Consider the following 24896-nt stretch of genomic DNA (forward strand, 5'->3'; position numbering starts at 1 on the left):
CTATTCGACGTAGCCGTAACGGGCATAGTTCTTCTTGTAATAGTAGCGGCTATGATAGGACTCGTAACGAGCCAGCCGCTTGGTATCGGCCTTATTGAGAACTACCCCAAGCAGCTTGTCATGAATCTCCGGCGAGCCATGCAGACTATGTCTCACCACATCCATCAGGGTCTTGCCCCACTCTACAACGAATAGGTAAGAGTCGACGAAGGATGACGTCACACGCACGTCTACGACCGGTGCCATGGGGGGCATATCAAGCACGATGTAATCGAATTTGGCCCGCAGCTCACCAATTAGGCCATACATCACCTTCGAGGCCAATATCTCGTTGGTGTGCAGGAGCTTGGAGGTCGTACCTGCCGACAGCATCGAGAGACCCGTTTGCGGATCGACCGTCAATGCCTGCTCGAAGTCAGCCTTATGCGCGAGGACTTCCACCAAACCAACCTGCGCGTCCGGCATAAGCGCGCGAGAGAGGGAGGGATTACGGAGATCGCAATCCACTAGGAGGACGCGCGCACCGCCATGGGCCATCAATTGCGCAAGGTTGGCAGAAAGCGTGCTCTTGCCTTCGTTCGGAAGAGTCGACGTGACTGCTGTCACGCGGTTCTCTCGCACAATCGAGTTTAGATCGACCGCCACCTTCGTCGTGCGCACCGCCTCGGAGAACCTCGATAGAGGATGATCAACGACATAGCGCAACAATTTGGCCCCGGCGTCCTTCGTAGGGGCGACGTTCAGCGTCGGCAGCAGCGCTATACAGCTCGCACCCAGCACCTCTTCGACCTGTTGAGTCGTCCTAAACACCCGGTCCATCATTTCACGGGCGATCGCCAGGACGAAGCTCAGCACCAAGCCGCCAAATAGCGCCGCGCCCAGCACGATCAGAGTCTTTGGATAGCTCTTCACCAGAGGAGTCGTCGCCGCGCTGATCACGCGCGCTTCACTGATCGGAAAGGATTGCTGCTGGACCGATTCCATATAGCGCTGCAGGAAATTGTCGTACATCGCCTGATAGGACTGCGCATTGCTGTCGAGCTCGCGCAGCCGAACCTGCGCCTGGTTCGTGAGCTGTGATTCCGAGACCACGTTCGCGAGACTCGCCTTGATACTCTCTTCACGAGTAACGGCAATGTCGTAGTCGCTCTTGTAGGATTCCTGTATGCGCTTGAGCTCGTCGACGATGTTCCGCTTGATCTCGTCCATCTGGCGGCGCAAGTTGACCGCCGCAAGGTGATCTTGGCCATATTTGGCTGCCCAGATCGCCTCCTTCGCAGCCATGTCGACATACTGTCCCCGGAGCTTGACGATGGTCTCGTTCTTGAGAGCGTCCGCCACTGACGCGTCTGGGATTTCGCGCTTCAAGATATCGTTGAGGCGGTCAAGCCGCGCCCTAGCCTCGGCAGTGGAAGCATGCGCTCCGACCAGCTGGCTGTTCACTTCGGCGAGCTGTTGCTCATTCATCAAGCGCCCACCAGTGTCGACAATGTTGTTGGCCGTTTTGAAGTCGACAACCGCCTTCTGTGCTGCAGATGCTTGAGCACGCAACTCCTTGATGCGATCCTGCAGCCAAACGCTCGCGCGCCGCGTTGACTGGTACTTCGCCTCAAGCTGGTCGACGATATAGGCATCGGCGATCGCATTGGCGATCTGCGCAGCTTTCGCTGGATCTCGCGACGTGAAGCCGATCTCCATGACGTATGTGAGACCGAGACGTTTGATGGTGCGATTGCTCTCAAAACGCTGCAGGGCCTTACGCTCCAATCTAAACTCGGAACTACGACCGCTCGAAAACAAATCGGAGAAGAAGTTGGCAACCGACCCTATCAGGCTTCCACCGCTACCGAGGAATTCCGGATCTTCCGTCAGCCGCAAGTCATGAATTACCGCGAGGCTGATGTTCTCGGACTTGAGGATCTCGACTTGCGTTTCTACCGACGCAGAGTCGGGGGCCACATCAGCGAGCATCGATTGCTGCTGAAACAGCTGAGCCTTGCGGGTGTCGATGACGATCGAGGCGGTGGACGTGAATTGCGGAGCTTCGGTGAACAGGTAAAGAAGCGCCAAAATCACGCAGGTTGATACAATGACCACAATCGTCGGAAACTGATGCCGGACGACGTCCAAATGCGAAGTCAGGGACTGGAACGGAGAGCCTTGCGCCTCAGGGAATTCGCGATTGATCTCTGCGGTAGGCTTGTTCAGCTGCAACATCCAGCAATTCCTGAGGTGAATCAAAGATCGTGATTTGGCCGATGGAGCGGCACGGACTCACATATCCGCACAAATCAAGCATAGCTATCGAAGCATCAACCGATCTAAGGCGCACCGTACGCTTCATAACCAGTATATTGCGCAAGCCTTAGCAGAAGACCGCAAGGCAGCGCATGACACGCTGCCTTGGTAAATTTATCGTAAGAAAAACGGGAGTCGAAGCCTACAACGCTATTGGGTCGGGCTGACCGCCTGATATGCGGTCGAAGGAGTTACCGACCCTGTATAGCTCGTACTGGTGTTCGCGTAGTGCAGCCCACCAAAGTTCTGGACACCGGAGCCTCCCCCACCGAAGGCCGATCCCTGGCCGGTCGTTGGGCCCCCTCCGCCGGACCCGCCACCGCCGCCGGCCGCAGCAATCGCCACGTCGCCGGTTGCGGCCTGGTACGCAGCAATCACGTCGGGATTGTTCGATCCTGCGACCGCCGACTGGATTTCATTTGCGAACGCCTGATCGGTCTGGGCCGCCATACGAGCGACCTGTGCAAGTCCGGCAACGATCGCGCGCAGTTGATCCTTCGTCGTCGCAGGGTTCTTCAACAATTCGATGAGGCCCGGGACCGTCGTCGGATCCGACGCACCAAGGTCGCGCACCCGCGAAATCAGCTGCGGACCGCCATTGGGATATTGCTGCAACAGCGTTGCAGGAGCTCCCTTGAAATCGGAAATGATCTGGGGCTGCAGCTGCCGACTGGGTGGATAGACAGCTGCGCTGGCAGCGGTGGACATCAAGCCTGCGACCGCAACAGCCACGGCGAACCGAACCGAAAACTTAATAAGGCTCATGATTTCCTCAAGAACTAGTTGGCTTTATGGCTGAAACGAAAAACAATGAGAAAGTAGTGGAAAGAGGTAGCCCTGTCCACCAATTCTAAAGGAATGGTTAAAGGCCAAGGGTCTCAAAACTAGACTGTTTTGGCGATTCCGGGTCACGAGCACAGGTCGGCACGGCATTTGCGGCCACAGCGTCCGGCTCACCTGTCCTTTCGCCGGAACGGAAGGATTGAGCCAAACCAGCCCCAAAAAGCGCAAAGAAGGGAATGCTATAGCCGGGTATTTGTAGCGTGAAATCAACGCAAGAATGCAGCAGCGCCAGCAAAGCGATGCCGACGGCTGCCAAGGGAATGTAAGCGTCGCGCTTGCGGCTGAACACACCACGCGCAAGCACCACGATCATGATCGCCCAGCCGGCCGCCAGCAGCAGCGCCATCGGAATCCCTGCCTCCAGAGCGACCTCCAGAGGGGTCGAATGGGCTGCATTCCAGGTGCCGCGAATCGAGATATCGGGACTGCGGAAGGGCGGAAACGCCGACTGGAAGGTCCCCATCCCGGTGCCGAACCACGGATTATGGGCGATAATGAGCAACGACGATTTCCACCCCTCCAGCCGGCCATTGTCGATCAGTCCCTGGCTATCGAAGCGGCTGGTGACACGGCCACCGAGCAATTCCAGGAGAACGAGCGCCGCCAAGATGCCAGCCGCGAGCGCAATCCAGATGCCGGAGCGCGGCGGAAGGTCCTTCCGCAAAAAAACAACAAAAACGAGGATCATGGAAATGAGCGAAACAGCGACGCCTGCCCGCGACCCCGTCATGAACATCGCCATGACACAGATCAATAGCGCGGTGAACTTCAGCGCCAGTGTACCCTGCGAAATTTTAGTCAGATCGCGCGACAGATTGCTCCACCTGAAACGCCGTCCAGGCAGACGGTAGCGCACGTCGATCAAGATCAGAAGTATCCACGCGACGGCACATGAGCCGAAATAGGCAGCCGCGGTGTTGCGATTGATGAAGGTGCCGGTGACGCTGCTAAGATAGGCGTTTTTATCCCGCCACAGGATCGCGGTCGGGTCGATAAGGAAGGAGAGCACGCCATATGCCGCGTAAAGGCTCCCCGAGACCGCGATTACCAACAGCATCTGGCGTGCACGCTGGGCGCTGGCACCAACGATAAGCCCTAGCAGAACAGCCAGGATATTCGCTAGCGGCGCCCCCAGAGCAAAGAACGCCTCGTGTTTGATGATCGAGGCCGATGGCGCGACGGGTGGATCGAGAAGAGAGCCAAGCTGCGTCCACATCGGATGGTAGGATGCAATCCACGGACTGTCGGATAACTGTTCGTGAAGCACGCCCGCGTAAGCTGCAACGAGGATCAAGATGCCGACGATGATCCAGAGATGCGGGCGACGCAAGGCTGTCGTCGGCGCAACGATCAAGGCAGCTCCCAGGCAAACGCACCAGAAGGCGATGGCGAGATTGCTGGTCGAGCCAAACGGGAATGGCGCGCTCGCTACGACAAAGAACAACAGACAGCTGGCGACGAGATCAGCCGACCAGGGGATGTTCAGCGAAACACGGCCCATCACTTTCGTCTGACGACCCCCAGTGGAAATGCAGCGGCGTACCCCGTAAGCGTCCAAGCAAGCGACCCGCTCGGATCTTGGCGGCGACCAATGAACTATCTTCGAACCGCTCCCCGCCTATAGAACTTAATTTCTGGCGTCAACTAGTCCGAGTGGCACTGAACCTCGAAAACTTGACCGGTCCTTTCCTCGCGATGTTTACCTCGGACTGCGTCGCTTCCGCATTCCTATATTGTTCACATCCCGAGCTCGCCCAAATGGGGGCCGATGTTACACTGTAGTCCGGTAGCCATATCCTATGAAAGGGCTGGACGCTCATAAACGCACTGATCTACGGTGGATTTCAGTAACGTTGCCGGGTACGGCTCGCGCCGGCGCTGCACGCTAAGGCCACACGTCGCCAATTGCAGGCAGACGAATCCTGACCGCGTGGAGGTCTGCTTCCGGGAGAACATTCTGTTTCTGCTCCGACGTTTCCACGAAGATCTTACGTCAGCTGACGTGTTTTGCCGGCCATTTCTCTGCGAGGGACAAATTGAATATCGACGTCATTTTAGCGACACGCGGCAGACCTGAGAATGTTCGGGTCCTTTTAGACCAGCTTCGACTTCAAGCACGCGCTCCCGATAACGTCATCGTTGTGGGGACTGAACCCGGAGATTTACCCCGTATTGCCTCCGTCCAGGACGACCTGAGCGTGTACGAGCTGATCTCTCCCCGGCCCGGGCTGACGTCGCAGAGGAACTACGGCGTGCAGGCTGCCAGAAGGACAAGCTCTCCGGACGCCTGGATCACGAAGATCATTGTCTTCTTTGACGATGATTTCAGGCCTGCAGCCGATTGGCTGCAGAGGTGCGAAGCGTTGTTTGCGGCGGATCCCCAGGTGCTTGCTGTGACAGGAATGGTGATCATGGACGGAGCAAGAGCCAGCTTCGCCATTACCGAAGATCAAGCTTCGGACCTGCTGGCCGCGCGTCCGGCCGCCGACCAGATCGGGCACAGCAAGTGGAAACAGGGCCTGTACGGATGCAATATGGCGGTTAGAGCGAAGATTTTCGATCGGTGTGCATTCGACGAGAATCTGCCGCTGTATGGCTGGCTAGAGGATACCGATTTCTCCGGACAGATTAGAAAGTTTTCAGACATTCATCGGGCTTCAGACTTGATCGGAGTACATCTTGGATCAAAGTCTGGACGGGTTAGCGGTTACAAATATGGGTACTCGCAAATCTCCAATCCGCTCTATCTCGCGCGCAAAGGAACAGTCACACTCAGACAGTGCGCATATTTTTGTACGCGAGCGCTTGCGTCCAACGCATTGCGGTCAATCCAGGAGCATCCGATGATTGATTATCGCGGAAGGCTTGCCGGAAATCTCGCCGCACTAGCTGATCTGATTGTCGGATCAATGCATCCGACCAAAATCATGTCCTTTCATAGCTAGAAGGGTTCGGGCGGATTCCGCGCATCACCACATGTCAGCCAGCAGGGTACGGCAGGGAAATCATGATTGACGACAATCTCATTTACGATCTAGGCGCCCACAAAGGTGAAGATACCGGGTTCTATCTCAAGAAGGGCTTCAATGTCGTCGCCATCGAAGCCGTCCCGGAATTTTGCATCGCGCTCGGCGAACAGTTTTCCCGAGAGGTCGCAACAGGAAAACTGAAAATCCTCAACCTGGCCGTGGCCAAGACCCCGGGAGAAATTGACTTTTACGTCAACACCAAACATTCGGTATGGGGAACGGCAAATCTGGGATGGGCCAAGCGAAATCAAATGATGGGCGCTGGAAGCTTTCAAAAGACAACCGTGAAAGCCGAGCGGCTGACTGACATCATGCGTGAGCATGGCGTTCCCAGGTATTGCAAGATCGATATCGAAGGCAACGATTTCGATGCGTTGTCATCGCTCGAGTGCATTCCTGCCCCCCCACGATTTGTTTCAATCGAATCCGAAAAGGAGAATTGGGATGATCTGGTAAAGGAGTTCGAGCTACTGCGACGCCTAGGTTACTCCAGATTTAAGATCATCGATCAAAGGCTCGTTCCCCTACAGCAAACACTTGAGCCGGCAACTGAAGGGTCGTTCGAGACTCATAGGTTCGAGGAAGGCAGCAGCGGGTTGTTTGGTACCGAATTGCCCGGACGGTGGATGGACATGTTCGAAGCGCTGGAAGTCTACAAAGGAATCTTCCGCGGTTATGCGCTAGCGGGAGACGCGGGTATCTTCTGGGGTCGAAAGAGTTTGTTCCGCATGCTTGGCGGCGTGCAGGAAGCGCTGGTGCGCGCGGCCGGGCGAAAGGATTACCGCTTCCCGACGTTTCCGCCGGCGAGCTGGTATGACACGCACGCGGCTCGATAGCTCATCCAAATCTGGAAGCTACCTCGCGCGAACGTGGTGACGGGCTTCCCTAGAGGCGACAGTCGATTGGATAGATCTTGAGATCCACGTTCAAATGGCTGCTTCGGGTTTGCGCCCGAAAGGCGTAAAACGAACCGAGATTATCAGTCCCCGTGTCCAGTTTTATTCCCGGGGTCAATTCATCTGGCGGGACCAGAAGCCCGATGTGGCGGTTGATGCCGGATATCTCGACCCGGCGCTCCCCCTCGCCGAAATGCCCCAGAAGCTGCGTGACAGTAACTTTCGGCAGTCCGCGCCGCTGATGGCAGACCTCCTCCTCCCATAACTTTGCCTGTGGGACGAGGGGTTGGCCCGCGCCATCCGGCACACGGATATCCGTGAAGGATGAGTGGAGCATCCCGAAGAATCGGCTCTCCCTGGCGTTCGCCGACAATCGGACAGTGAAGGACAGTTCGCCCTTGGCACCCCGGAGGCGCTGAAAGATTGGCGCATCGGGTTCGGCAGAGACCACCACATCGATCCGGTGACGTACACCGAGCTCCCCTGCCGCACCGGCAGCCTGTTCAAGTAGAACAGGCCCCGAGATGACGAGGGTCAGAGAACACCAGAATGCTTGTCGTCCAAAGCGCATGAAGCCCCTTGCAACATTGCGGGGTGACCGATGACCGGCGGGCCTTGCTCAGTGGTCGTTGATCCCTAGCCGAACAGGACCGCCTCGATCGCTAAACGAAAATGGCACCGGGACAAAGCCCCGGTGCCATCGCTTGTCGCGGATCAGGTTGGCTTCGCCTTACGGCGCCAACTTGATGTTGTTGCGGAAGATCAGCGCGTCGTTTCCAAGGTTCACCGCATCGCTGCCGGTCGCCATGATCACACGCAGGTAGGTGAGGAACTTGGCAACTTCGACGTTGCGCGAGTTGGAGACGTAAAGGATGTCCTGGTTCTTCATCATGACCTTGGTGGCGAGGAAGAAGCCGCCGGGATCGCGCAGGTTCACGCTGAAGATGACCGGGATGGTCTCGGTTGTGTACTTGTTGACATCGATACCAAGCTGGGCGGCAACCTCACGCGGCTCGCGGCGATAGAGGAATACGCCAGCCGGCTCTGCTTGGCCGTCCAGGAGACCACCGGCCTTGCCGACCGCTTCGCCGAGATTGATGCGCCAAGCGTCGAAGTTGAACTCGCCGCTCTGACCGCTCGCGCCGAACGCCAGGAACTTCTGCTGCTCGCGATAGACGTAAATGCTGTCGTCAGGCCGCACGTAGATGTTGTTTTCCGGGCTCATGACCAGGTTTTCGAATGGCACGGTTGCCCGCTTGCCGCCACGCTCCAGCATGACCCAGGTCTCGAAACCTTGGCCCTTAATGCCGCCCCCGCGCGTGATCGCATCGAGCACGCGATCCTTGGCGCCAGCCGCGCTCGCCGGATATCGCGCGGGCGCATTGACTTCGCCGAGCACGCTGATGAGTTGCGTCCGCTGCGACGACATCGCAACAACAACCTGTGGCTCGATGGCGCGATTGGCGATCTTGTCCACAATCGCGCGCTGGATTGCGACCGCCGTCAGGCCCGCCGCCTTGACCTGGCCGGCATAGGGCACCGTGATGAAGCCGTCATTGTCGACCGACTGATCCGGAATCGTCACGAAGTTGCCCGGACGAACGCCGGCTTCCGCTGGGATGAACAGACCGCCCGCGGCCGCTTCGAAGATGGTGACGCTGACGACGTCGCCAATGCCGAACACGATGCTGGCCGGCGGACGGCGGTCGGTGAAGGCGCCCGCGAGGCCCGCCGGCTCATGGGTGTGCAAGATGTTGACCGTGGCCGGGTTGATCGGCACCAGCTCATACGCCGGTGCGCTCGCCGTCTGAACATGATTGTTAACGTCGTCGACCAGAGGGCCCGAACCCGGATTGGTCGAACAGGCTCCAAGCGCAAGGGCGACTGCCAACAACGCAGGCCGAAATACATGAGTCTTGGCAATGGAATGCATGAATCTCGCCCGGTGGTTCCAATTGAGGACAATTGGTACGGCCGGGTGCGCGGTGCGGCAAGACTACACGCCGCAAAGGAAGGGTTAATGGCGCGGTATGTCGGCGGGTGTTGCCCGAAAGCAACTTCTTGGGACAGGCTCTAAGCCATTATGACCATTTGTTGTAAGTGATCAGCCTGAATGACGGGCAGACAGCGTCGGCAATGTGCACAACTCCCAGAAGCGAAGCGCTTATGGTATGCGGCTCTCGTTCTTTGGATGGACGTTTGACGTGCTCTTTTTCGCAGTTGCAATAATTGGGTGGCTGGTGGCTGGCGGGACCCGCCCCTCCGAAGCGGCTGACGACTGCTTGGCTCTATCCCGGACGGATTGCTTGCCCATCATTCAGGTGACGGCCTCCTCCCCCTGGAAATTCATCCGAACCCAAGGCCCTAAAGAGGGTGAGAGCTTGGCTGCCATCATGAAAACGGCGGATACCGCCCAATCGGACCCGGACTTCGCCGGCTTGATCGTCCGATGTGCGCCCAGGGGCAAGGTCGACGTGTTGGTAGCCCTGATCCGCCCCTTCCCGCCCCGGCGCCGCCCCCAGGTCACCATCACCTCGAGCAACGGCGGCACCCTCGCGTTCGAGGCCACCATGGCGGCCGCCGGAGCCGCCGTGCAGCTGCCCGATGAGGTCTCGGCCTTTGCCGCTGGAAAGTGGCAGTCCACGGCGTCGCTCTCGGTCGTGGTCAAGGAAAGCGACAGCGAGATCAAAGGCATGGTGGCCCTGAATGGGCTCCAGGCAGCATATAACTCGCTTTTGCCGAATTGCAGCCAATAGGCCAAATTTAGCCATAGGACTTAAGGGTCTTTTTAGGGGGCGGAACCTAGGGTCCGGAGCAGGGAGTGTTTCGGATGACCGAGCTTTTGATTTTCAGCTTTCTCGCAGGCGCCGTCTTGGGCCAACGCTTCCGCGTCCTGATTCTCCTGCCAGTAACCCTTTTTCTGGTACTCACGGTCCTTCCGGTTGGCCTGATGACCAGCCTTGGCTTTCTCGAAGGTCTGAAGGCCGCAGCGTTCGCAGCCATTGCCCTGCAAGCCGGCTATCTCTTTGGCTCCGCCGCGCGCTTCGGTCTCGCTGCCGCCCGGACCGCCCGCGTGTTCCCCCGTCCGGTCAGGACGGCCCGCTGATCTCCTCGATCTTCCGCAAGTACTCCTTCTGGGTCGAGCGCACTCAGAGAAACGCTTGGCGAAGCGCCGGCCCCGTTTGGCTTGCTTCGCCCGTCCGTTGGTGAAGCTCTCCCTTTGTTGACCGCAGAGCTTTGTTTCAAATCAGACCGACGGCTTGTATGGTGGCCTGACTGGTTCAGGATTCCTTTCGAGCGCGTTGATTGTCCCTCGCTTATTTTGCCCTCATAGTCGCTATCGTTTCCGCTTCAGCTCTCGAAATTGCCGGCGCCAAATTCGGCGCACAGCTCGGGATGATGGCTGCGGCACTAAGTCTGTTGGCAGCAGCCTTCAGCGCAGGAAAGGCCGACTACGAGCACTATCTGCGTGCCACGGCCTGGTGCCGATGGGTCCTGATCGCCATTCCGCTTTGTATCGCAGCCCAGCTGGCGCCGCTCTGGCTGAGCTTAGCGCACCCGATCTGGGCGGGGACTCACGACGCCTTGGGTGGTCTGCCATTTGGACCAATCACGGCCGATGTCGGCTTGACGCTGAACGCGCTGTTCTTGGCGCTTGCTGCTCTGTCTCTGGTCGGCGTTACAATCGTGGTGGTCCGCGACCGCGGCCGCGCCGAGCTGGTTCTCTTTGTCCTGAGCGGAATAGCAACAGTCGGCGCCCTAACTTTGAATCTGCATTGGCTCTCGCCGGGACTTGTGGGCGCCGCTTCCGACCTAGCGACAACCTTTGCCGGCCTCGGGATCATGCTGAACTTGTCTGTCATGCTGCTGGCCGCTGAGCGGGCCGAAACGCGCCACTCGGTCGTTCGCTCGCTTGCGATCGGGCTTTGCGGTCTTGTGGGCGCTCTGGCCAGCGCGGTTGCGATTTTTGGATTGTCCGGCACGAACAGCGCGTTCGCTGCCGCCTTCGGCCTTGTGCTGATCCTGCTGATCCTTGTCATTCGCAGGCTCGACCTATCACCGTTGGCTGCAGGCGCGATGTCGGTCGCGGCACTGGTCGGAGCTACGATAGTCCTGAGCTTCCTCTTCGAGAAGAGTTCCGGACCGATCCTCTTGCGGCTTGTCCCGGATATGGCGGCTGAAACGAGAGCCGCACTTGAACGAATGTTGGCCGACACACGATGGTTCGGTGCGGGCGCAGGGACCTTTTCGGCCGTCGGCAGGATCTACCAGAGCGATCCCGGTGCGGCTCTATTGGCGCCATCAGCCGCCACCGCGATCTTTGCGGATACCGGATGGCTCGGCTTGGCCGCCGCGCTGATGTTGAGCGTCGTCGCTCTGCTGCGCCTGTTTTTCGGCGCATTGCAGCGCGGCCGCGACTCGTTCTTCCCGGCGGCAGCGGCGGCCTGCCTTGTCTTTGCGCTTATTCAGGGCTTCGCAAGTCCAGGATTGCTGTACCCCGCAGCAATCCTTTGCCTTTCAGTGATCGTGGGACTGGGATTGTCGCAGAGCGTCAGCCAGTCCTCACGATAGGCGCAGGATTAGACTTCGCGACCGGCAAGCGATGCCCAGTAAGTCGGATTCTTGGGGGACTGAATGCGAACCCAGCGGTAGGACTTCTTCGACCAGGGCAGAATATGCCCGGTGAGGTTGTCCAGCACGAGATCGCCGGAGGAGGTCCGCACCACGACCACGAGATGATGCTCACCCCAAGGCACCACGACCTCGCTGAGCAACACCGACCGCGCCGGGAACCCCTTGGCGATCAGATCGTGGCGCTTTGTCACAGCGTAGTCATTGCAGTCGCCGCTGGCGGGATGCAGCAGCCATTTCTCACCGCGCAGCCCTTCCAGATTGGGCTCCGGCCGGATCGCAATGTTGACCTGCTGATTGACCTCCTGAAGCTGGGCCATACGCTCCGCCGTGAGCTTCAGACGACCACCTCTGAACACGATGTGCTGCGGCCGCGGCTTACACTCGTCCTTGTACTTCAGGCAAAAGAGCGTGAACGCCATCGGCGGAAGCGTCGGCTGGTCGAACTTGATGTATTGAATAGCGCCGCGCAGCCCCATCGGCGCACCAACGAAGGCGGCCTTCGCACTGTGCTGGACCCCAGCAGCCACCACAACAGCGGCCGCAGCCGCCAGCAACTTAAAAACTTTGCGCATGTCGCGCTCCCCGTTCTTGCTGGGGGAAAAGCTACGCGAGACGTCTTGAAATACGACTCAAAGGCCGAGCGGTTCTTTAATCAAAACCGCTGCGAGTCGGTCAGAAACAATTAAGAATACCGGTCCGTAACTTGTTCTGCTATGAGCGATCACGACGTCGGTTCATGACGCCAGATGCGATTCGACCAACTGATGGGCCTTTCCAAGCGCTTTCGTAAGACGATCAAGCCTCGGCTTCCCGACGGCGTGCGGGTCTATGCCATCGGCGATGTGCACGGACGCGCCGATTTGCTTCAATCGCTCTTAACCGTGATCGATGCCGATCTGGCTCGCTCTGCTCCCGAACGAGCCATCCAGGTTTTTCTTGGCGACTACGTCGACCGCGGCCCGGACTCACGCGCCGTACTTGATCTCCTCATCGAGCGCTCGAAGTCGCATGAGACCGTTTGTCTGAAAGGCAACCACGAGGTCTTCCTGCTTGAGGTTCTCAAGGATCCAGCGCGCCTGCAGGAATGGCGCCACTACGGAGGCCTGCTGACCCTTGTCTCCTATGGCATCAACCCGACGATGAACCCGACCGGAGAGGAGCAGATCGAGTTGATCAAAGGGTTGAGGCGCGCGCTTCCGGCGGAGCACCTTTCGTTTCTTCAGCAACTCCCCTCCTCCTTTGTGTGTGGCGATTTCTTTTTCGTTCACGCCGGCGTCAAGCCGGGGGTGGCCCTCGATCGTCAAAAGGAAGAGGATCTGCTCTGGATCCGCGAGGAATTCCTGGAGTCCGAGAGACGCTTCGGCAAATATGTCGTCCACGGTCATACCCCGGTCAGCGCTCCAGACATTCGGCCAAACCGGATCAACATCGATACCGGCGCTTACGCAACCGGCAACTTGACGCTGCTCACGATCCAGGGCGATAGTCTGCTCGCGATTTAGGGCTTTTGCGGAGTTGTCGGCCCGACTCTGGTCGCCTCACCTCGGTATTTCGAATTCAATCATGAACCGCATGATCTTGCTTCGCGTCGTCGGCATCTGCATCGCAGTGGTCTTGCTGCTTCATGCAGGATTGGGGTTCTTTGGTGATCTCATGCGGCCGAACTTTCGGGCCAGCGATCTATTCTTGGACGAGATTCCGCCCGACAAGGTCGATCTAGCTGCCTCGGGAGTTCCGGCGGCTTTTTCGTTCGATGGCGACTTGCTTGCGAACTATGCGGCAGCGAAAGCTGCAGGCATTTTTCACCATCCCTCGGCCGATGCGAACGGCAGGGCTACCGAGAGCAAGGCGGCCCAAGACGCTGTGGTTGCCGCCTTGAAGATATCACCCATTCGCCCTGCGTTATGGCTCACGCTCGGGACGCTGAAAGCTCAACTCGGCGAGCCGGCGACGCCCGCGGTGAAAATGTCTTACCTCGCGGGGGCCGTGCCGGTCGGCGTCGCCTTCTCAAGGGTCCAAACGGTGACGTCGAGCGCGGCCGCGACCGATGAGGAGGTCAAGCTCCTGGCGCAATCGGACATCCGCTCGGTGCTTGCTAACCGCTCTCGTTACGAGCCGCTTTTGGTCGCGGCCTACGTGCGGGCAACGCCGCAAGGCAAGTCGCTCCTTCTGGAGGCCACGCAGGTGACCGATCCCAAGTTCAATGAGATTTTGCGGCGGTACTGACGTTGGAGTGCGCTTTGGCTTCCGAGCCTGGCTTGCCGCGGATTTTTCAACGCGCTGTTTTTGGGGCGATCGGCACAAAGTCCTGCTCGCGACGAGGTTGTTCCGGTCCTCCCTGGTAGACGAACATGCCCCTCTTGGTCGCGATGATGTCGCCCCGCTGCAGGCTCTCGTCATTGAGAACACGTTCAGTCGCGACGATCTCCGGATCTTCCGGAACCGGCATATAGAGCTCGGGATGTTCGCGCCGCTCGCGCGCGGCGTCCTTGGCCCGTCGTCTTGCATCTTCGATCCGCTGCCGCCATTCGTCACGCGTCAATTCGGGCTGGCTCGGCGTAAGCTCGTTATTGAGCGACGGCTCCGCTTGAGCAAGACAAGGGCGCGAACAGCACAGACAAAGGGCTAGGGAACCTGCAATGGTGAGCGCTCGAGACAGCGCCGCAAACCGCCACGTGAACTCAAGCGAGTGGTCACGCCGAGGGGGTCGCATGCCGACAACTCCAAAGGCCGGGCAGAAGGACGTCCTCTTCAGGCTATACCTTTGCCGATTGCAACAAAGCGAATTCACGGGCAAGCTTTCCGCTTTAGCTCGTGAGGATTTTAACCGTGGTTCGCAGCATTGCTTCTTTGGCTTTGGTCATCTGGTTTGGGATCCAGTCCGCAACCGCAGGCCAGATCGAATACCCGCAAGTCATCCATACGCAATACGAAGCTGTCGATCCGAAGGCCGGTGGTCACTTCGTGCTGTGGTCCGAGCGTGAAAAGATCTTCTATGGCCTCGACCAGAAGCTTTTCCCGGGGGCCCGCTTTGTCGATATCACCCAGGTAACCCCGAGCGTAGGCTCGATCACCCTCACCTACGTAGAGGTGCGCACGGTCGCCAGCACGACCTCGGACTATTTATATTTGACGGGAAGTGTCCGCTTCCGCGTCAGCGGGATGACTCTCAAATCCAGCAACTTCCCGGCGGGCGGCGGCATGATGCCAAATGACCGCTGACATCTGACGGGAGCGTCATCGCCTGCTCGATCCGCTGCCCCGGGTTCTACTCCCGTAATAGGGGCGGGCGCGCGACCCATTGATGGGCGGCGCCTGAATCCGGCTTGGAATATTCGGTGTGGCCGTGCTCGGCGACGGCTGCGACGGGTTGACGACAATCACATTGCGATTGGGCGTGGATGGGTCATTAACTCCCTGTGCCAGGGTGCTGGCTGGCACAAGAAGCGCGACGGCGATCAAGATTGTCCGTTTCATGCGATATCTCCCGAGCAGGAACGTCAGAGAGCGATCACTGTTCCCTCGGTTGATTGCACTTACCGAGGCACCGCGATCAGCTTGCCGTCCCTCCAGACGCCTTGGGCGGACTTTCCGGGCGGCAGGCTCCCGGCGAGGTTCCGGACGGCGGTGGGACGCGAGGCGGTCTGGGTGGCCTGCGTCTTCTTCGTCGGCGTCGTCAGTATGCTGTTGCTGGTCACATTGGCCGGATCCTTGATCCCTTGCGCAAAAGCAGGCTGCATCAGGAAGGCACAAAAAAGGAGTGCTGAGAGAAAGCCGCGCATGATCAAACACCGGAACGAGGAGATTGAGGAAATGTCACAGGTTTTTGCTCAAAAGCAAGCGCCTTTCCTCTGACGAGAGCAGGTCTTTGCGAGCCTTACCTTGGAGCCGAGCTGCCGGCGCCGAGACGATCGAAGGGAAAAGTCTGGCGAAACAGCCCTTTTCCGGGTTAGTGGATCGTCTTGATGACCGACCCCGCCGACCCCAGTGCTCCGAATACGCATGAAATCAAAGCCGGGTTCGTCCGTCTTCTGTCCGGCCGTATCCGCGACATATCTGACGACCCGCGGCAGATGCGGGAGATCGTCTACGAGTTGGCGCGCGTCAAGCTTCTGGAACAATTCACCGATGCCGGCGCGCGGGAATCTCGTGAGCTCCAGCAGGTACTCGAACGCGCCGTAGCGGAGGTTGAACGTTCATTTGAGCGCAGCGCTGCTGAGCGCAACGTTGCGTCCGCACCATCAAGCGGAGCGCCGGTCGTCATTTCGGCCCCTCCCACCGGGGCGCCCGTTGCGACTTCGCCGCCCCTTCCGAAGGCTGCGGAAATCCCGCGCCGTCCTGCCGCACCGCCAGCACCTCTTAACCGAGCCAAACGGAGCGGCGCCTTCGTCTCTCTCGTTCGATTAATCGCCATGCTCCTGGTCGTTGCGGGCGCCAGCGCGGCGGTCACCTATTGGCCGCGCTTGCGGACACAATTCATCGCCCTGCGGCAGTTCGCGGCATCGCCCGAGCACACCATGACAAGCCCCCTTCAACCGACCGAGCCGCCGATTCCCGGCAGTGAGACAGCCGAACGGACGCCCGATCATCCAAAGGAGCCGGCGCCAGCTGCGCACCCCTCGATGCCTTTGCCGACAACTTTTGGCGTCTACGCCCTGAGCGAGGGCCAGCTCCAGGAGCTCAAGCCGGTCCCGGGAAAGATCCCGGATCGCCGTGTCGCGATCTCAGCCCCAATTAACACGCCGAGCGCGACGACGCTGACGAGCGGATATGTCAGTTTCATTGTGTTCAGGCCCGACGGTGGTGTCGATGCAAGCGGGACCGAGGTTCGGGTGGTGGCGAAGATCTCCCGGGCGATGGGCGTCGATGCCACCGGGAAAGCCGCCATGGTCGCCGCCGGCGACTCTTGGGTCATTCGCAGCATGTTCTACCCCTACAAGGCAGGCCCCGTCGACGATCAGCCGAGAATGCTATCGCTGCAGCCCGAGCAGGACGGCTTCGCGCTTCCGCCAGGCCGCTACGTCGTGGTGGTCAAAGGGATGGGCTATGACTTCACTGTGGCGGGGACAGTCTCTGATCCCAACCAATGCGTCGAACGCATCGATGCAACGAACGGCGCGTTCTACTCCCCCTGCCCGCCGCCACGACGCTAAAGTCGATGGGATCGGGGTGAAGCCCTCATCGCCTTAGGCTCCTGTTGGAGCTTGGTCTTCGGAAAGCCGCTGCGCCCTGTTCCGGATCATGATCGAGGGACGCTCGTCTTCCGCTTATTTTGTGGCTTTGTTGTCCTTGGGCGTGTCCGCCGAACCGTCGTCGACCTTACCGTTGTTCGCGACGCATTTGCTGAAATAGTCGCGCCGCTCCTTGGCCGTCCCCTTGCTGCTGCCGGCAGCGGGATTGCCGATCTGCTTTGGCGGAAAGGCCTTGGCCGACGCCGCGTCACATGCGCGCGCCACTTCGGCAGTGACTGCCGAAGCAGTTACCGGTGCCCCAAAAACCAATACAAGCGCCAGTCCAACCAACTTTTGTAAATTTCTGAGAGCCACGTTGCTCGCTCCTTCAATCCGTCCAAGAACGCTGGAGCAAACCATATCAAAAAGGACAGAAGAGCCAAACATCAAAGCTGAGCCGAATGGAGGCGTGGATGGATTCCCGTCCTGGGCCGCAGCGCAAACCAGGCTGAGGAAATGTGCCTTGGCTGATGTCGCTGAGCGTCCGGACCACGGCACGATGACCGTCACGGAAGCACCAATTGCTAGCTGTTGAGCGGCGGCTTGAAATCTGGGAAGCGAGTGAGCATCGCGGCCTTGACGAATTTCAGGTGCGAGATCGTGCTGATCAGTTCCTTGAGCCGTCGCTGGCCGTTCGAGATGTCGGTGGCAAACAGATCCTGATGGTAATTGTCGAGCGGCTCCCGCTCGAGGTATTCATCGGTGCCGTTTCCGAAGGTGACGGATGCACGCGCGAGCGCGTCGTCAACGCGCCGATTGAGGCCGGCCTGCTCCCTTTCAGCCTCGTGCAGCGCGGTCTCGATCGCGGTTATCACCGCCTCGATCCGCATACGATCGGTCGCAGAATCACGCTCCGCCGAGCGGGCTTTGAAGCCCTTGTCCTCGCGGCGGGAGTTGAGAAGATTGTGCGCGCGCGCCCTCAGGAACAGCTGAAACATTTGGGCCATCCCACTTCTGGCTTTCGGAGCCGCTACCATCGGTCAGACGTAGTTAACAAAGCCTGAATTTTCCGCCTGCTCCGCCCGACTCTCCACCAACCACACCAGCTACGCCGTTTCGTGCTTGGAACAAAGCTCGAGCCATCGGATTTCGCCAGCTGCAACGTCCCCTTCGCTCACGTCATCTTTGATCACGGCATGATCGGCATTCATCGATGGAAGGTCCAGCGCTTCAAAATCCGCAGTCGCGGCGAATAAACTTCAAACCAAAAGCCAAGTTAGCTGCCATTGGAATGTTCCTATTTTTCTGGAACGTTCCTCCCCGAGTATTTCATCTTGTCGTTGTGACGGCATCAAGATCGGTGCCGCGGAAATTTTTGCTCGACGTGTTCGGTGTCCTGCTCGAACAAGTTAGGGGCTGCGCACACCTTCGAAAGATCGCACGGCCGTAAGGGCGATATCTGGCGGGCAAGTTAGACGGCGACACCCGCCATGATGTCCAGTTCTCGTTCGAGAGCGTTCTGCCATGTCGGTGTATCAATCCCGAAATCGCGGCGTAGGCGATCGAGGCTGAGACGCGAGTTTGCTGGTCTCTTCGCCTTGACCGGAAACTCGTCCGTTCGGATGGGGCTGATCGACTGAACCCCCAAATCCAAACCACGCGCCTTCAGGCCGTCGACAATTGCGGTGGCGAAACCGTGCCAGCTTGTCTCACCTCGACAGACGACGTTAACGACACCCTTTCGTTGCTCAAATACGGTGTTCATGCTGGGGCGGTCCTTGAGAATGATGTTCGCCACAACGTCAGCGATTGTCTTTGCCGAGGTCGGCGCGCCGACCTGGTCTGCAACGACGCGAAGTTCTTTTCGCTCCTTCGCCAGACGTGCGATGGTCCCAAGAAAATTTGTGCCGCTAGCTGCGTAGACCCAAGACGTGCGAACGATCAAATATGGCGCACCGGAAGCCGCAACGGCTGTATCGCCGGCAAGCTTGCTCGCCCCATAGACCGATAGCGGTCCGGTGGCACTATCCTCCCGCCGAGGCTCGCCGCCGGAACCATCGAAGACGTAGTCTGTCGAAAAATGCATCAACGGAACATGATGACACGCAGCCCAGTGTGAAATGGCGGCTGGAGCCTGGGAATTGATTCTGAACGCAAGTTCCGGCTCGTCTTCCGCCGCGTCGACTGCGGTATAAGCAGCTGGGTTCACGATCAAACTCGGCATGAAGCGATCTAGCTTGGCTGACAGCTCGGAGGGCCTCGACAGATCGAAGTCTTCGAGCGCTGGTGTAAGCACCGTAGCTTCCCTCTGAAGCAAGGGAGCCAACGCGCTCCCCACCTGCCCCGCGGCTCCTGTTAGCAGAATTCGCATTAGACCTGTCCATAGAGAGGAAGATTTTTGACGTCAGCAAGCAGAGGGGCCACCGCGTCCTTCGCTGAAAGCGATGGATTTGAAATACCCCAACTGATCCCGAGCGCTGGATCATTCCAACGTACTGACACCTCATCTTTAGGACTATATGTGTTGTCGCATTTGTAGAAGAAATCCGCAGTCTCCGAGAGAACGACGTAGCCATGGGCAAAGCCACGAGGAACCCAGAGCTGCTTGCGATTTTCCTCGCTGAGCTCGATAGCAACATGTCGCCCGAAGGTTGGGCTGCCTATGCGAACATCTACGGCCACATCGAGCACATTCCCCCGGAAAACCGTTACGAGCTTTCCTTGCACTAAGGGATTCTGCAGATGCAGGCCACGGAGCACTCCATAACTCGACCGCGACAGATTATCTTGCACAAAAGGGCGGACTACGCCGCTCTCCACGTAACGGCTCAAATGGTAGGTCTCGATGAAGAAGCCTCGCTGGTCCCCGAATAGCTTCGGCTCAATGACAAGGACCTCCGGCAATTCTGTTGGGACAACTTGCATTTGCGGTCTTAGTCCTGACAATCAATACCTACCGTTTCGACTTTATCAAACTTGTGCGTCGCACACTATCTGATAGTTTGCCGCTGGATTTGCGAGGGACCATGAAGGGCATCATTCTCGCTGGTGGAACGGGCTCGCGCCTCTACCCAGTGACCACAGTTGTTTCGAAGCAATTGCTGCCGGTTTTTGACAAGCCGATGATCTACTATCCGCTGTCGACGTTGATGCTCGCTGGCATTCGGGACATTCTCGTCATCTCGACGCCGCAGGACAAGCCGCTGTTCCAGCGCCTGCTCGGCGATGGATCGGAGATCGGCGTTAACTTCTCTTACGCCACGCAGGATACTCCGCGCGGGCTTGCCGACGCCTTCATCGTCGGCCGCGAATTCGTGGGATCGGATTCAGTCGCCCTCGTTCTCGGCGACAACATCTTCTACGGCCACGGACTTCCTGAGATGCTGGCCAGGGCGGCAACCCGCAAGAGCGGTGCCACGATCTTCGGCTACGTCGTCAACTCACCCGAGCAATACGGCGTGGTCGAGCTCGACAGTGACGGACGTGCGCGCTCGATCGAAGAGAAGCCCAAGCAGCCGAAGTCGAATGTGGCCGTCACCGGCCTCTATTTCTACGACAACAGCGTGGTCGACATCGCTGCGGGGATCAAACCTTCGGGGCGCGGCGAGATCGAGATCACCGACGTGAACAATGCCTACCTCGCGCGTGGCGACCTGTTCGTCGAAGTGCTCGGGCGCGGGTTTGCCTGGCTCGATACCGGCACGCACGCCTCGCTGGTCGAGGCCAGCCATTTCGTTCAGATCCTGGAACAACGCCAGGGGTTGCGCATCGCATGCCCCGAGGAAATCGCCTTGCGGCGCGGTTACATTTCTCTCGAAGCCTTCAAGAAGGTAGCAGAGAGGACCGCCAAGAGCAGCTACGGCGAGTATCTGCAATCGGTTGCCCGCTCCTTCGCCGCTCAAGACTGAGGCAGATCACACATGCGTTTCGAAGGCTCCACGATTTTCGTCACGGGCGGAGCGGGTTTCATCGGCTCCGCAGTCGTCCGTCACCTCCTCCGCGACACGCATGCGCGCGTCGTCAACATCGACAAGCTGACTTATGCGGCCAACCTCGAGTCCATTCCTGACGCCGAGGCAAACCCACATTATGCGTTCGAGCAGCAATGCATTTGCGAGGCAGCCTCGCTTCGCAAGCTGTTCGAGAAGTACCAGCCCGCAGCGGTGATGAATCTGGCGGCCGAGAGCCATGTCGATCGTTCGATCGACGGCCCCGGCGAGTTCATCCAGACCAATATCGTCGGCACCTTCACGCTGCTGCAGGAGGCGCTGCGATACTGGAGGGACCTGAGCCCTGATCGCCGCGCGCAATTCCGCTTTCTCCACATCTCCACCGACGAGGTGTTCGGATCGCTCGGCAAGGACGGTTACTTCACCGAGACCACATCCTATTCACCCAACTCGCCCTACTCGGCGAGCAAAGCATCCTCCGACCATCTGGTTCGCGCCTGGCGCGAGACCTACGACCTTCCGACGATGGTGACGAACTGCTCGAACAATTACGGACCGTATCACTTTCCCGAGAAGCTGATTCCCCACATCATCATCAAGGGGCTCGCGGGCGAGCCGCTGCCGGTCTACGGCGACGGACAGAACATCCGCGACTGGCTCTACGTCGAGGACCACGCCAAGGCGCTCACACTCGTGCTCGAGCGCGGTGCGATCGGCGAAACGTACAATGTCGGCGGCCGAAACGAGCGTACCAATTTGCACGTCGTTGAAAGCATTTGCGACCTGCTGGACGAAATGTCGCCGCGGACGGCAGCCTCCCGGCGCGGCCTTATTTCGTTCGTTGCCGATCGCCCCGGGCACGATCGCCGCTATGCGATCGATGCGTCGAAGCTCGAGCGCGAGCTCGGCTGGCGCGCTGACGAGAATTTCGAAAGCGGCCTTACCAAGACGGTTCGCTGGTTCTTCGACAACCGCAACTGGTGGCAGGCCATTCTCGATCGCGGCTATCAGCAGAAGCGCATCGGCCTCGGCTAGCGGATCGACCACCGCGTCGTGGCAGCTGCCGTCCGGCAAGAAGTGACTGCAGGCCGACGTGACGATGCAGACGAGAATCGGCCGATGCGCGCGCGGGCCCCTTCCCGGCATTGATCTTCAACGAATTTTGAATCGATGCGGCGCGCACCATCGAGTGACGGAACAATTCTTTTCGATCTTTCGCCTGTATGTGAATATCCCGCAAGCGATCTTGCAGGGAGAGCGGACCGGTTGCGGCGGCAACCGGACGTCGTCGCGGGGCATCAGGCCTGATGGCTCCGACCGCCGCTGATCGGCTCGAGATCCGGAAAACCCCGGAATTGTACGGAGCGCCCGGCGCCGAATTCCTCGCGGTAAGGTTGAGGAGTTAGCTTAATCCCCGTTGTTTGTTGCGAAGTCTAGCCGATCGCATATCCATCTTCGCACCGGGCTTCCCCCAAGAGCCCGGCCCCACCCAAGCAAAGCCGTCGAGCGACATGGGTCCGCTTGGCGGCTTTGTCGTTGTGTCGATGTAAGAGGATCATTTCGGTTATGACGCGGAAGCCCTGGTCGTTCAAGGAAGATCGCCGGCTCATGGAGCTGGCCAAGTCTTCGACGTCGCTGGAGGCGGCGGCGAAGCAGCTCGGGCGATCGCCCGACGCGATCAAGCGCATGGCCTTGCGTCTCGGCCTGGCGCTCAAGTCGAAGGCCGCAAAGAAGAGCTAGCGGGCGCGCGCCGGGCGAGCGACAATTCGTGGATGCGGGCCAACGCCGTCGGCACCAGCCGAATGCAGCCGCAAGGGCCGGTCCTACAATTGCCATTGAACGCCGCACCCTGCCAGGGCCATCGTCTTGCGGTGAGTTGATCGTCGCCGCGCTTGCCCCGACGGGCCAGACCCGCGGATGACGAGAATTTGGGCGGCGCCGATCGCTTGCCCAACCTCGACAAGCGAAACTCTCGGTCCGCCTCAGCATTGTTCCCTAAAGGAATGCTGGAGGCGGAGCTCATCATGGCAAACTCTTTCCTAATTGTGATGTCGATTTGGTTCGCCGCCAATATCCTGTTCGTGGCGTGGCGATTGTGGGTAACCAGGCCGGATAGCTGGAAAATGGGCACCGGCGGTCGCCATTTCAGTCCCGTCAGCGTGAAATCGCAGTTGCGCTGCCACCTCTAACGCTGCAGAGACCACCGATCGCAACGGAGTCTCCTCTCGGGAGCTGCCCCGTCGGCTGAACCGAAAACTGACGTCCACGCAACCGCATGCGATCGCCTTAAACCCTATCTTAGGGCCTCCGAGGTTACAGTTCCGGTCATATTCTCTTAACCTCCGCGGGCCGGATGAAAGCAGCACGGCCAAAACTTCGACTGGCGGTGCTCGTGCTTGCGGGCATGGTTGCGTTCGGCGTTGCCGGTCACATCGCGGCGACACGGTTCATTCATGATCAGCAGGCGCGCCGGCTCGACGAGTTGACCGAAGTCGTGCTGCGCCGGTCTGAATTCGCCGTCGACTTTGCGACCGCGAGCCTTGACGAGTTGGCCGGCCGCGGGCTCGTCACGTGCGCCCCCGCCTCGCTTCAGGCGATCCGCCTCCACGTCTATCAACGCTCCGCCGTGAAGGACGTCCGCCTCGTCAATTCCGACGGCTCGGTGATCTGCTCGGCCTATTCGGAGACGCTCGAGTTCGACAAGGGTTGGGTCGATCGGGCCGACATGCTTGCGTCGGGCGATGCGAAACTGATGCTGTTCCGCGTCGAGCAGTTCGGCGGCGACGCGCTCGGCGTGCTCAGGGACATCGGCGACAACAAGGCACTGGTCGCCATTCTCGGCATCAATTCCAGCCTGTTCGACATCATGCCGGCCGAGCTGCGCGCCCATAGCGAAGTGCTGCTTGCGCTCAAGAACGGCGCACAGCTCGGCGAGTTCGCGCTCGACGCCGACAAGACGCTGGCGCATCCGACTGATTTTGAGAAAAGCTCGGCGCGTTATCCGTTGCGCGCGGTCATCCGCATTGACAAGTCGGTGCTGTCGACATGGAACAGCGAGATCTACTGGCCGGCAATGGCCGTCGCGCTGATGCTCGGCGTGCTGTTCGGTGTCCTGTTGTCGCGGACGCGGCGCGTGGAGGGGCCCGTCGCCGATCTCGATCGCGCGCTGGCGCGCGGTGAATTCCAGCCTTACTTCCAGCCAATCTTCGATCTCCGCACAGGCGAGATCAGGGGCTGCGAGATCCTGGCGCGTTGGCTGCGCGAAGACGGCACGGTGGTGCCGCCGATGAACTTCATTCCGCTGGCGGAATCCAGCGGACGGATCGAAGCCATGACCTGGCAGCTGCTCGGCCGCGCGCTGGCCGACCTCCAGCCGCAACTCAAAGCCGACAAGGATTTCAAGCTCTCGTTCAATGTCGTGCCCAGGCACATGCTCGGCGCGGGCTTCGTCGAAACGCTCCGCAGCACCGTCGCTGCGGCACGTGTGTCCGCGCGGCAGATCGTGCTCGAGGTGACCGAGCGCGACGAGCTCGACGATCTGGCGCGCGCCGCCGCCGTGGTGGGGGAGTTGCGCGACTACGGCTTTCGCGTGGCCATCGACGACGTCGGTGTCGGCCATAGCGGGCTGTCGCGGCTGAAGGGGCTCGGCGCCAATACGATCAAGATCGACAAGTTCTTCGTCGACACCATCACGGTGGACGCCTCGACCACGACGATCGTGGAGATGCTGGTGGTGCTCGCCAGGGACTTCCACATGACCGTGGTTGCGGAAGGCGTCGAAACCGAGGAGCAGGTCCGCGCGCTGATCTCGTGCGGCGTCGAAGAGGGTCAGGGCTATCTCGTCGCCGCGCCGCTGCCGCTTGCGAAATTCAGCGAACTGATGGCATCACGGCGGGCCACGACCGCAGTCGCAGCTCCGGCCCGCGACACCGCACTGGTGGCGTAATTTGCCCGGCTGGCCCGAATTCGAACAGCCGCCATCCGAACATGTCCCGGTGCGAACCACGGGTCATAAATTGCCACCGACGATGCGCGCGCCTTAACGATATTCCCCGCTTTCGAGAGCGGCACGCC

At 59.5% G+C, this 24896-nt stretch carries 26 protein-coding genes; 14 read left to right on the forward strand and 12 right to left on the reverse strand.

All coding sequences use genetic code 11. The features are described from left to right. From ABIA96_RS27060 to ABIA96_RS27070, 3 genes are all read right to left on the reverse strand, one after another. Positions 1-2217, reverse strand: coding sequence for a polysaccharide biosynthesis tyrosine autokinase (locus ABIA96_RS27060; protein ID WP_354140090.1), 2217 nt, complete (start codon positions 2215-2217; stop codon positions 1-3). Between the two features lie 231 nt (positions 2218-2448). After that, positions 2449-3063, reverse strand: a complete 615-nt coding sequence (locus ABIA96_RS27065; protein ID WP_354140091.1) for a hypothetical protein — start codon at positions 3061-3063, stop codon at positions 2449-2451. A 97-nt stretch (positions 3064-3160) separates the two neighbouring features. After that, positions 3161-4642, reverse strand: coding sequence for an O-antigen ligase family protein (locus ABIA96_RS27070; protein ID WP_354140092.1), 1482 nt, complete (start codon positions 4640-4642; stop codon positions 3161-3163). A gap of 535 nt (positions 4643-5177) precedes the next feature. Here ABIA96_RS27070 and ABIA96_RS27075 point away from each other — a divergent pair. Together ABIA96_RS27075 and ABIA96_RS27080 are read left to right on the forward strand one after the other, a co-directional pair. Then, the gene (locus ABIA96_RS27075; protein ID WP_354140093.1) at positions 5178-6086 is read left to right on the forward strand and encodes a glycosyltransferase family 2 protein; all 909 of its coding nucleotides are present in this window, start codon (positions 5178-5180) and stop codon (positions 6084-6086) included. Positions 6087-6148: 62 nt separating this feature from the next. After that, complete coding sequence (locus ABIA96_RS27080) at positions 6149-7006, forward strand: FkbM family methyltransferase (RefSeq protein WP_354140094.1); 858 nt, start codon at positions 6149-6151, stop codon at positions 7004-7006. Between the two features lie 49 nt (positions 7007-7055). Here ABIA96_RS27080 and ABIA96_RS27085 read toward each other — a convergent pair whose 3' ends face one another. Continuing rightward, on the reverse strand, positions 7056-7637 hold the full coding sequence (locus tag ABIA96_RS27085) for a hypothetical protein (protein ID WP_354140095.1): 582 nt from the start codon (positions 7635-7637) through the stop codon (positions 7056-7058). A 159-nt stretch (positions 7638-7796) separates the two neighbouring features. Continuing rightward, complete coding sequence (locus ABIA96_RS27090) at positions 7797-8999, reverse strand: polysaccharide biosynthesis/export family protein (RefSeq protein WP_354140096.1); 1203 nt, start codon at positions 8997-8999, stop codon at positions 7797-7799. A 373-nt stretch (positions 9000-9372) separates the two neighbouring features. Here ABIA96_RS27090 and ABIA96_RS27095 point away from each other — a divergent pair, with 373 nt between their 5' ends. From ABIA96_RS27095 to ABIA96_RS27105, 3 genes are all read left to right on the forward strand, one after another. After that, positions 9373-9822 carry a hypothetical protein gene (locus tag ABIA96_RS27095; RefSeq protein WP_354140097.1) on the forward strand — a complete coding sequence of 150 codons (450 nt, stop codon included), beginning with the start codon at positions 9373-9375 and terminating at the stop codon, positions 9820-9822. Positions 9823-9896: 74 nt separating this feature from the next. Then, a complete protein-coding gene (locus ABIA96_RS27100; RefSeq protein ID WP_354140098.1) occupies positions 9897-10172 on the forward strand; it encodes a hypothetical protein in 276 nt (91 codons plus the stop codon). 200 nt (positions 10173-10372) lie between these two features. Then, complete coding sequence (locus ABIA96_RS27105; RefSeq protein ID WP_354140099.1) at positions 10373-11638, forward strand: hypothetical protein; 1266 nt, start codon at positions 10373-10375, stop codon at positions 11636-11638. Positions 11639-11646: 8 nt separating this feature from the next. Here ABIA96_RS27105 and ABIA96_RS27110 read toward each other — a convergent pair whose 3' ends face one another. Further along, on the reverse strand, positions 11647-12273 hold the full coding sequence (locus tag ABIA96_RS27110; protein ID WP_354140100.1) for a transglutaminase-like cysteine peptidase: 627 nt from the start codon (positions 12271-12273) through the stop codon (positions 11647-11649). 192 nt (positions 12274-12465) lie between these two features. Between ABIA96_RS27110 and ABIA96_RS27115 the strand changes: the two genes are divergently transcribed. Then, a complete protein-coding gene (locus tag ABIA96_RS27115) occupies positions 12466-13203 on the forward strand; it encodes a metallophosphoesterase family protein (protein ID WP_354140248.1) in 738 nt (245 codons plus the stop codon). Positions 13204-13264: 61 nt separating this feature from the next. Then, positions 13265-13927 carry a hypothetical protein gene (locus tag ABIA96_RS27120; protein ID WP_354140101.1) on the forward strand — a complete coding sequence of 221 codons (663 nt, stop codon included), beginning with the start codon at positions 13265-13267 and terminating at the stop codon, positions 13925-13927. A 46-nt stretch (positions 13928-13973) separates the two neighbouring features. Here ABIA96_RS27120 and ABIA96_RS27125 read toward each other — a convergent pair whose 3' ends face one another. Beyond that, positions 13974-14243 (reverse strand): hypothetical protein, encoded by a 270-nt coding sequence (locus ABIA96_RS27125; protein ID WP_354140102.1) that lies wholly within the window; start codon positions 14241-14243, stop codon positions 13974-13976. A gap of 287 nt (positions 14244-14530) precedes the next feature. Between ABIA96_RS27125 and ABIA96_RS27130 the strand changes: the two genes are divergently transcribed. After that, positions 14531-14923 (forward strand): hypothetical protein, encoded by a 393-nt coding sequence (locus tag ABIA96_RS27130; protein WP_354140103.1) that lies wholly within the window; start codon positions 14531-14533, stop codon positions 14921-14923. A 314-nt stretch (positions 14924-15237) separates the two neighbouring features. On the opposite strand, the gene ABIA96_RS27135 is transcribed toward ABIA96_RS27130, so the two are convergent. Then, positions 15238-15483, reverse strand: a complete 246-nt coding sequence (locus ABIA96_RS27135) for a hypothetical protein (protein WP_354140104.1) — start codon at positions 15481-15483, stop codon at positions 15238-15240. 183 nt (positions 15484-15666) lie between these two features. On the opposite strand from ABIA96_RS27135, the gene ABIA96_RS27140 reads away from it, so the two are divergent. Continuing rightward, positions 15667-16854 (forward strand): hypothetical protein, encoded by a 1188-nt coding sequence (locus ABIA96_RS27140; protein ID WP_354140105.1) that lies wholly within the window; start codon positions 15667-15669, stop codon positions 16852-16854. Between the two features lie 114 nt (positions 16855-16968). Here ABIA96_RS27140 and ABIA96_RS27145 read toward each other — a convergent pair whose 3' ends face one another. The 4 genes from ABIA96_RS27145 to rfbC all read right to left on the reverse strand — a co-directional run bounded on the left by ABIA96_RS27145 (position 16969) and on the right by rfbC (position 19797). Then, a complete protein-coding gene (locus ABIA96_RS27145; RefSeq protein WP_354140106.1) occupies positions 16969-17442 on the reverse strand; it encodes a hypothetical protein in 474 nt (157 codons plus the stop codon). Between the two features lie 14 nt (positions 17443-17456). Continuing rightward, complete coding sequence (locus ABIA96_RS27150; RefSeq protein WP_354140107.1) at positions 17457-17870, reverse strand: hypothetical protein; 414 nt, start codon at positions 17868-17870, stop codon at positions 17457-17459. A gap of 473 nt (positions 17871-18343) precedes the next feature. After that, the gene (gene rfbD, locus ABIA96_RS27155; protein WP_354140108.1) at positions 18344-19243 is read right to left on the reverse strand and encodes a dTDP-4-dehydrorhamnose reductase; all 900 of its coding nucleotides are present in this window, start codon (positions 19241-19243) and stop codon (positions 18344-18346) included. Next, positions 19243-19797, reverse strand: a complete 555-nt coding sequence (gene rfbC / locus ABIA96_RS27160) for a dTDP-4-dehydrorhamnose 3,5-epimerase (RefSeq protein ID WP_354140109.1) — start codon at positions 19795-19797, stop codon at positions 19243-19245. Before rfbC ends, rfbD begins: the two co-directional genes overlap by 1 nt. A gap of 101 nt (positions 19798-19898) precedes the next feature. Between rfbC and rfbA the strand changes: the two genes are divergently transcribed. From rfbA to ABIA96_RS27185, 5 genes are all read left to right on the forward strand, one after another. After that, positions 19899-20780: a glucose-1-phosphate thymidylyltransferase RfbA gene (gene rfbA / locus ABIA96_RS27165; RefSeq protein ID WP_354140110.1), complete on the forward strand. Its 882-nt coding sequence runs from the start codon at positions 19899-19901 to the stop codon at positions 20778-20780. A gap of 12 nt (positions 20781-20792) precedes the next feature. Next, positions 20793-21857 carry a dTDP-glucose 4,6-dehydratase gene (gene rfbB, locus ABIA96_RS27170; protein WP_354140111.1) on the forward strand — a complete coding sequence of 355 codons (1065 nt, stop codon included), beginning with the start codon at positions 20793-20795 and terminating at the stop codon, positions 21855-21857. Positions 21858-22388: 531 nt separating this feature from the next. Next, positions 22389-22562, forward strand: a complete 174-nt coding sequence (locus ABIA96_RS27175; protein WP_354140112.1) for a hypothetical protein — start codon at positions 22389-22391, stop codon at positions 22560-22562. Positions 22563-22750: 188 nt separating this feature from the next. Continuing rightward, entirely contained in the window at positions 22751-23011 is a 261-nt protein-coding gene (locus ABIA96_RS27180; protein WP_354140113.1) for a hypothetical protein, read from the forward strand. 164 nt (positions 23012-23175) lie between these two features. Beyond that, entirely contained in the window at positions 23176-24768 is a 1593-nt protein-coding gene (locus tag ABIA96_RS27185; RefSeq protein ID WP_354140114.1) for an EAL domain-containing protein, read from the forward strand. Positions 24769-24896 lie beyond the last annotated feature (128 nt).

The organism is Bradyrhizobium sp. LB11.1, from assembly GCF_040549385.1.
GTDB lineage: Bacteria > Pseudomonadota > Alphaproteobacteria > Rhizobiales > Xanthobacteraceae > Bradyrhizobium.

Coding starts and splice junctions, on each gene's coding strand:
- ABIA96_RS27060 (WP_354140090.1), bottom strand. CDS start 2,217: ATGTTGCAGCTGAACAAGCCTACCGCAGAGATCAATCGCGAATTCCCT.
- ABIA96_RS27065 (WP_354140091.1), bottom strand. CDS start 3,063: ATGAGCCTTATTAAGTTTTCGGTTCGGTTCGCCGTGGCTGTTGCGGTC.
- ABIA96_RS27070 (WP_354140092.1), bottom strand. CDS start 4,642: ATGGGCCGTGTTTCGCTGAACATCCCCTGGTCGGCTGATCTCGTCGCC.
- ABIA96_RS27080 (WP_354140094.1), top strand. CDS start 6,149: ATGATTGACGACAATCTCATTTACGATCTAGGCGCCCACAAAGGTGAA.
- ABIA96_RS27085 (WP_354140095.1), bottom strand. CDS start 7,637: ATGCGCTTTGGACGACAAGCATTCTGGTGTTCTCTGACCCTCGTCATC.
- ABIA96_RS27090 (WP_354140096.1), bottom strand. CDS start 8,999: ATGCATTCCATTGCCAAGACTCATGTATTTCGGCCTGCGTTGTTGGCA.
- ABIA96_RS27100 (WP_354140098.1), top strand. CDS start 9,897: ATGACCGAGCTTTTGATTTTCAGCTTTCTCGCAGGCGCCGTCTTGGGC.
- ABIA96_RS27110 (WP_354140100.1), bottom strand. CDS start 12,273: ATGCGCAAAGTTTTTAAGTTGCTGGCGGCTGCGGCCGCTGTTGTGGTG.
- ABIA96_RS27115 (WP_354140248.1), top strand. CDS start 12,466: ATGGGCCTTTCCAAGCGCTTTCGTAAGACGATCAAGCCTCGGCTTCCC.
- ABIA96_RS27120 (WP_354140101.1), top strand. CDS start 13,265: ATGAACCGCATGATCTTGCTTCGCGTCGTCGGCATCTGCATCGCAGTG.
- ABIA96_RS27135 (WP_354140104.1), bottom strand. CDS start 15,483: ATGCGCGGCTTTCTCTCAGCACTCCTTTTTTGTGCCTTCCTGATGCAG.
- ABIA96_RS27140 (WP_354140105.1), top strand. CDS start 15,667: ATGACCGACCCCGCCGACCCCAGTGCTCCGAATACGCATGAAATCAAA.
- ABIA96_RS27150 (WP_354140107.1), bottom strand. CDS start 17,870: ATGTTTCAGCTGTTCCTGAGGGCGCGCGCGCACAATCTTCTCAACTCC.
- rfbD (WP_354140108.1), bottom strand. CDS start 19,243: ATGCGAATTCTGCTAACAGGAGCCGCGGGGCAGGTGGGGAGCGCGTTG.
- rfbC (WP_354140109.1), bottom strand. CDS start 19,797: ATGCAAGTTGTCCCAACAGAATTGCCGGAGGTCCTTGTCATTGAGCCG.
- rfbA (WP_354140110.1), top strand. CDS start 19,899: ATGAAGGGCATCATTCTCGCTGGTGGAACGGGCTCGCGCCTCTACCCA.
- rfbB (WP_354140111.1), top strand. CDS start 20,793: ATGCGTTTCGAAGGCTCCACGATTTTCGTCACGGGCGGAGCGGGTTTC.
- ABIA96_RS27175 (WP_354140112.1), top strand. CDS start 22,389: ATGACGCGGAAGCCCTGGTCGTTCAAGGAAGATCGCCGGCTCATGGAG.
- ABIA96_RS27185 (WP_354140114.1), top strand. CDS start 23,176: ATGAAAGCAGCACGGCCAAAACTTCGACTGGCGGTGCTCGTGCTTGCG.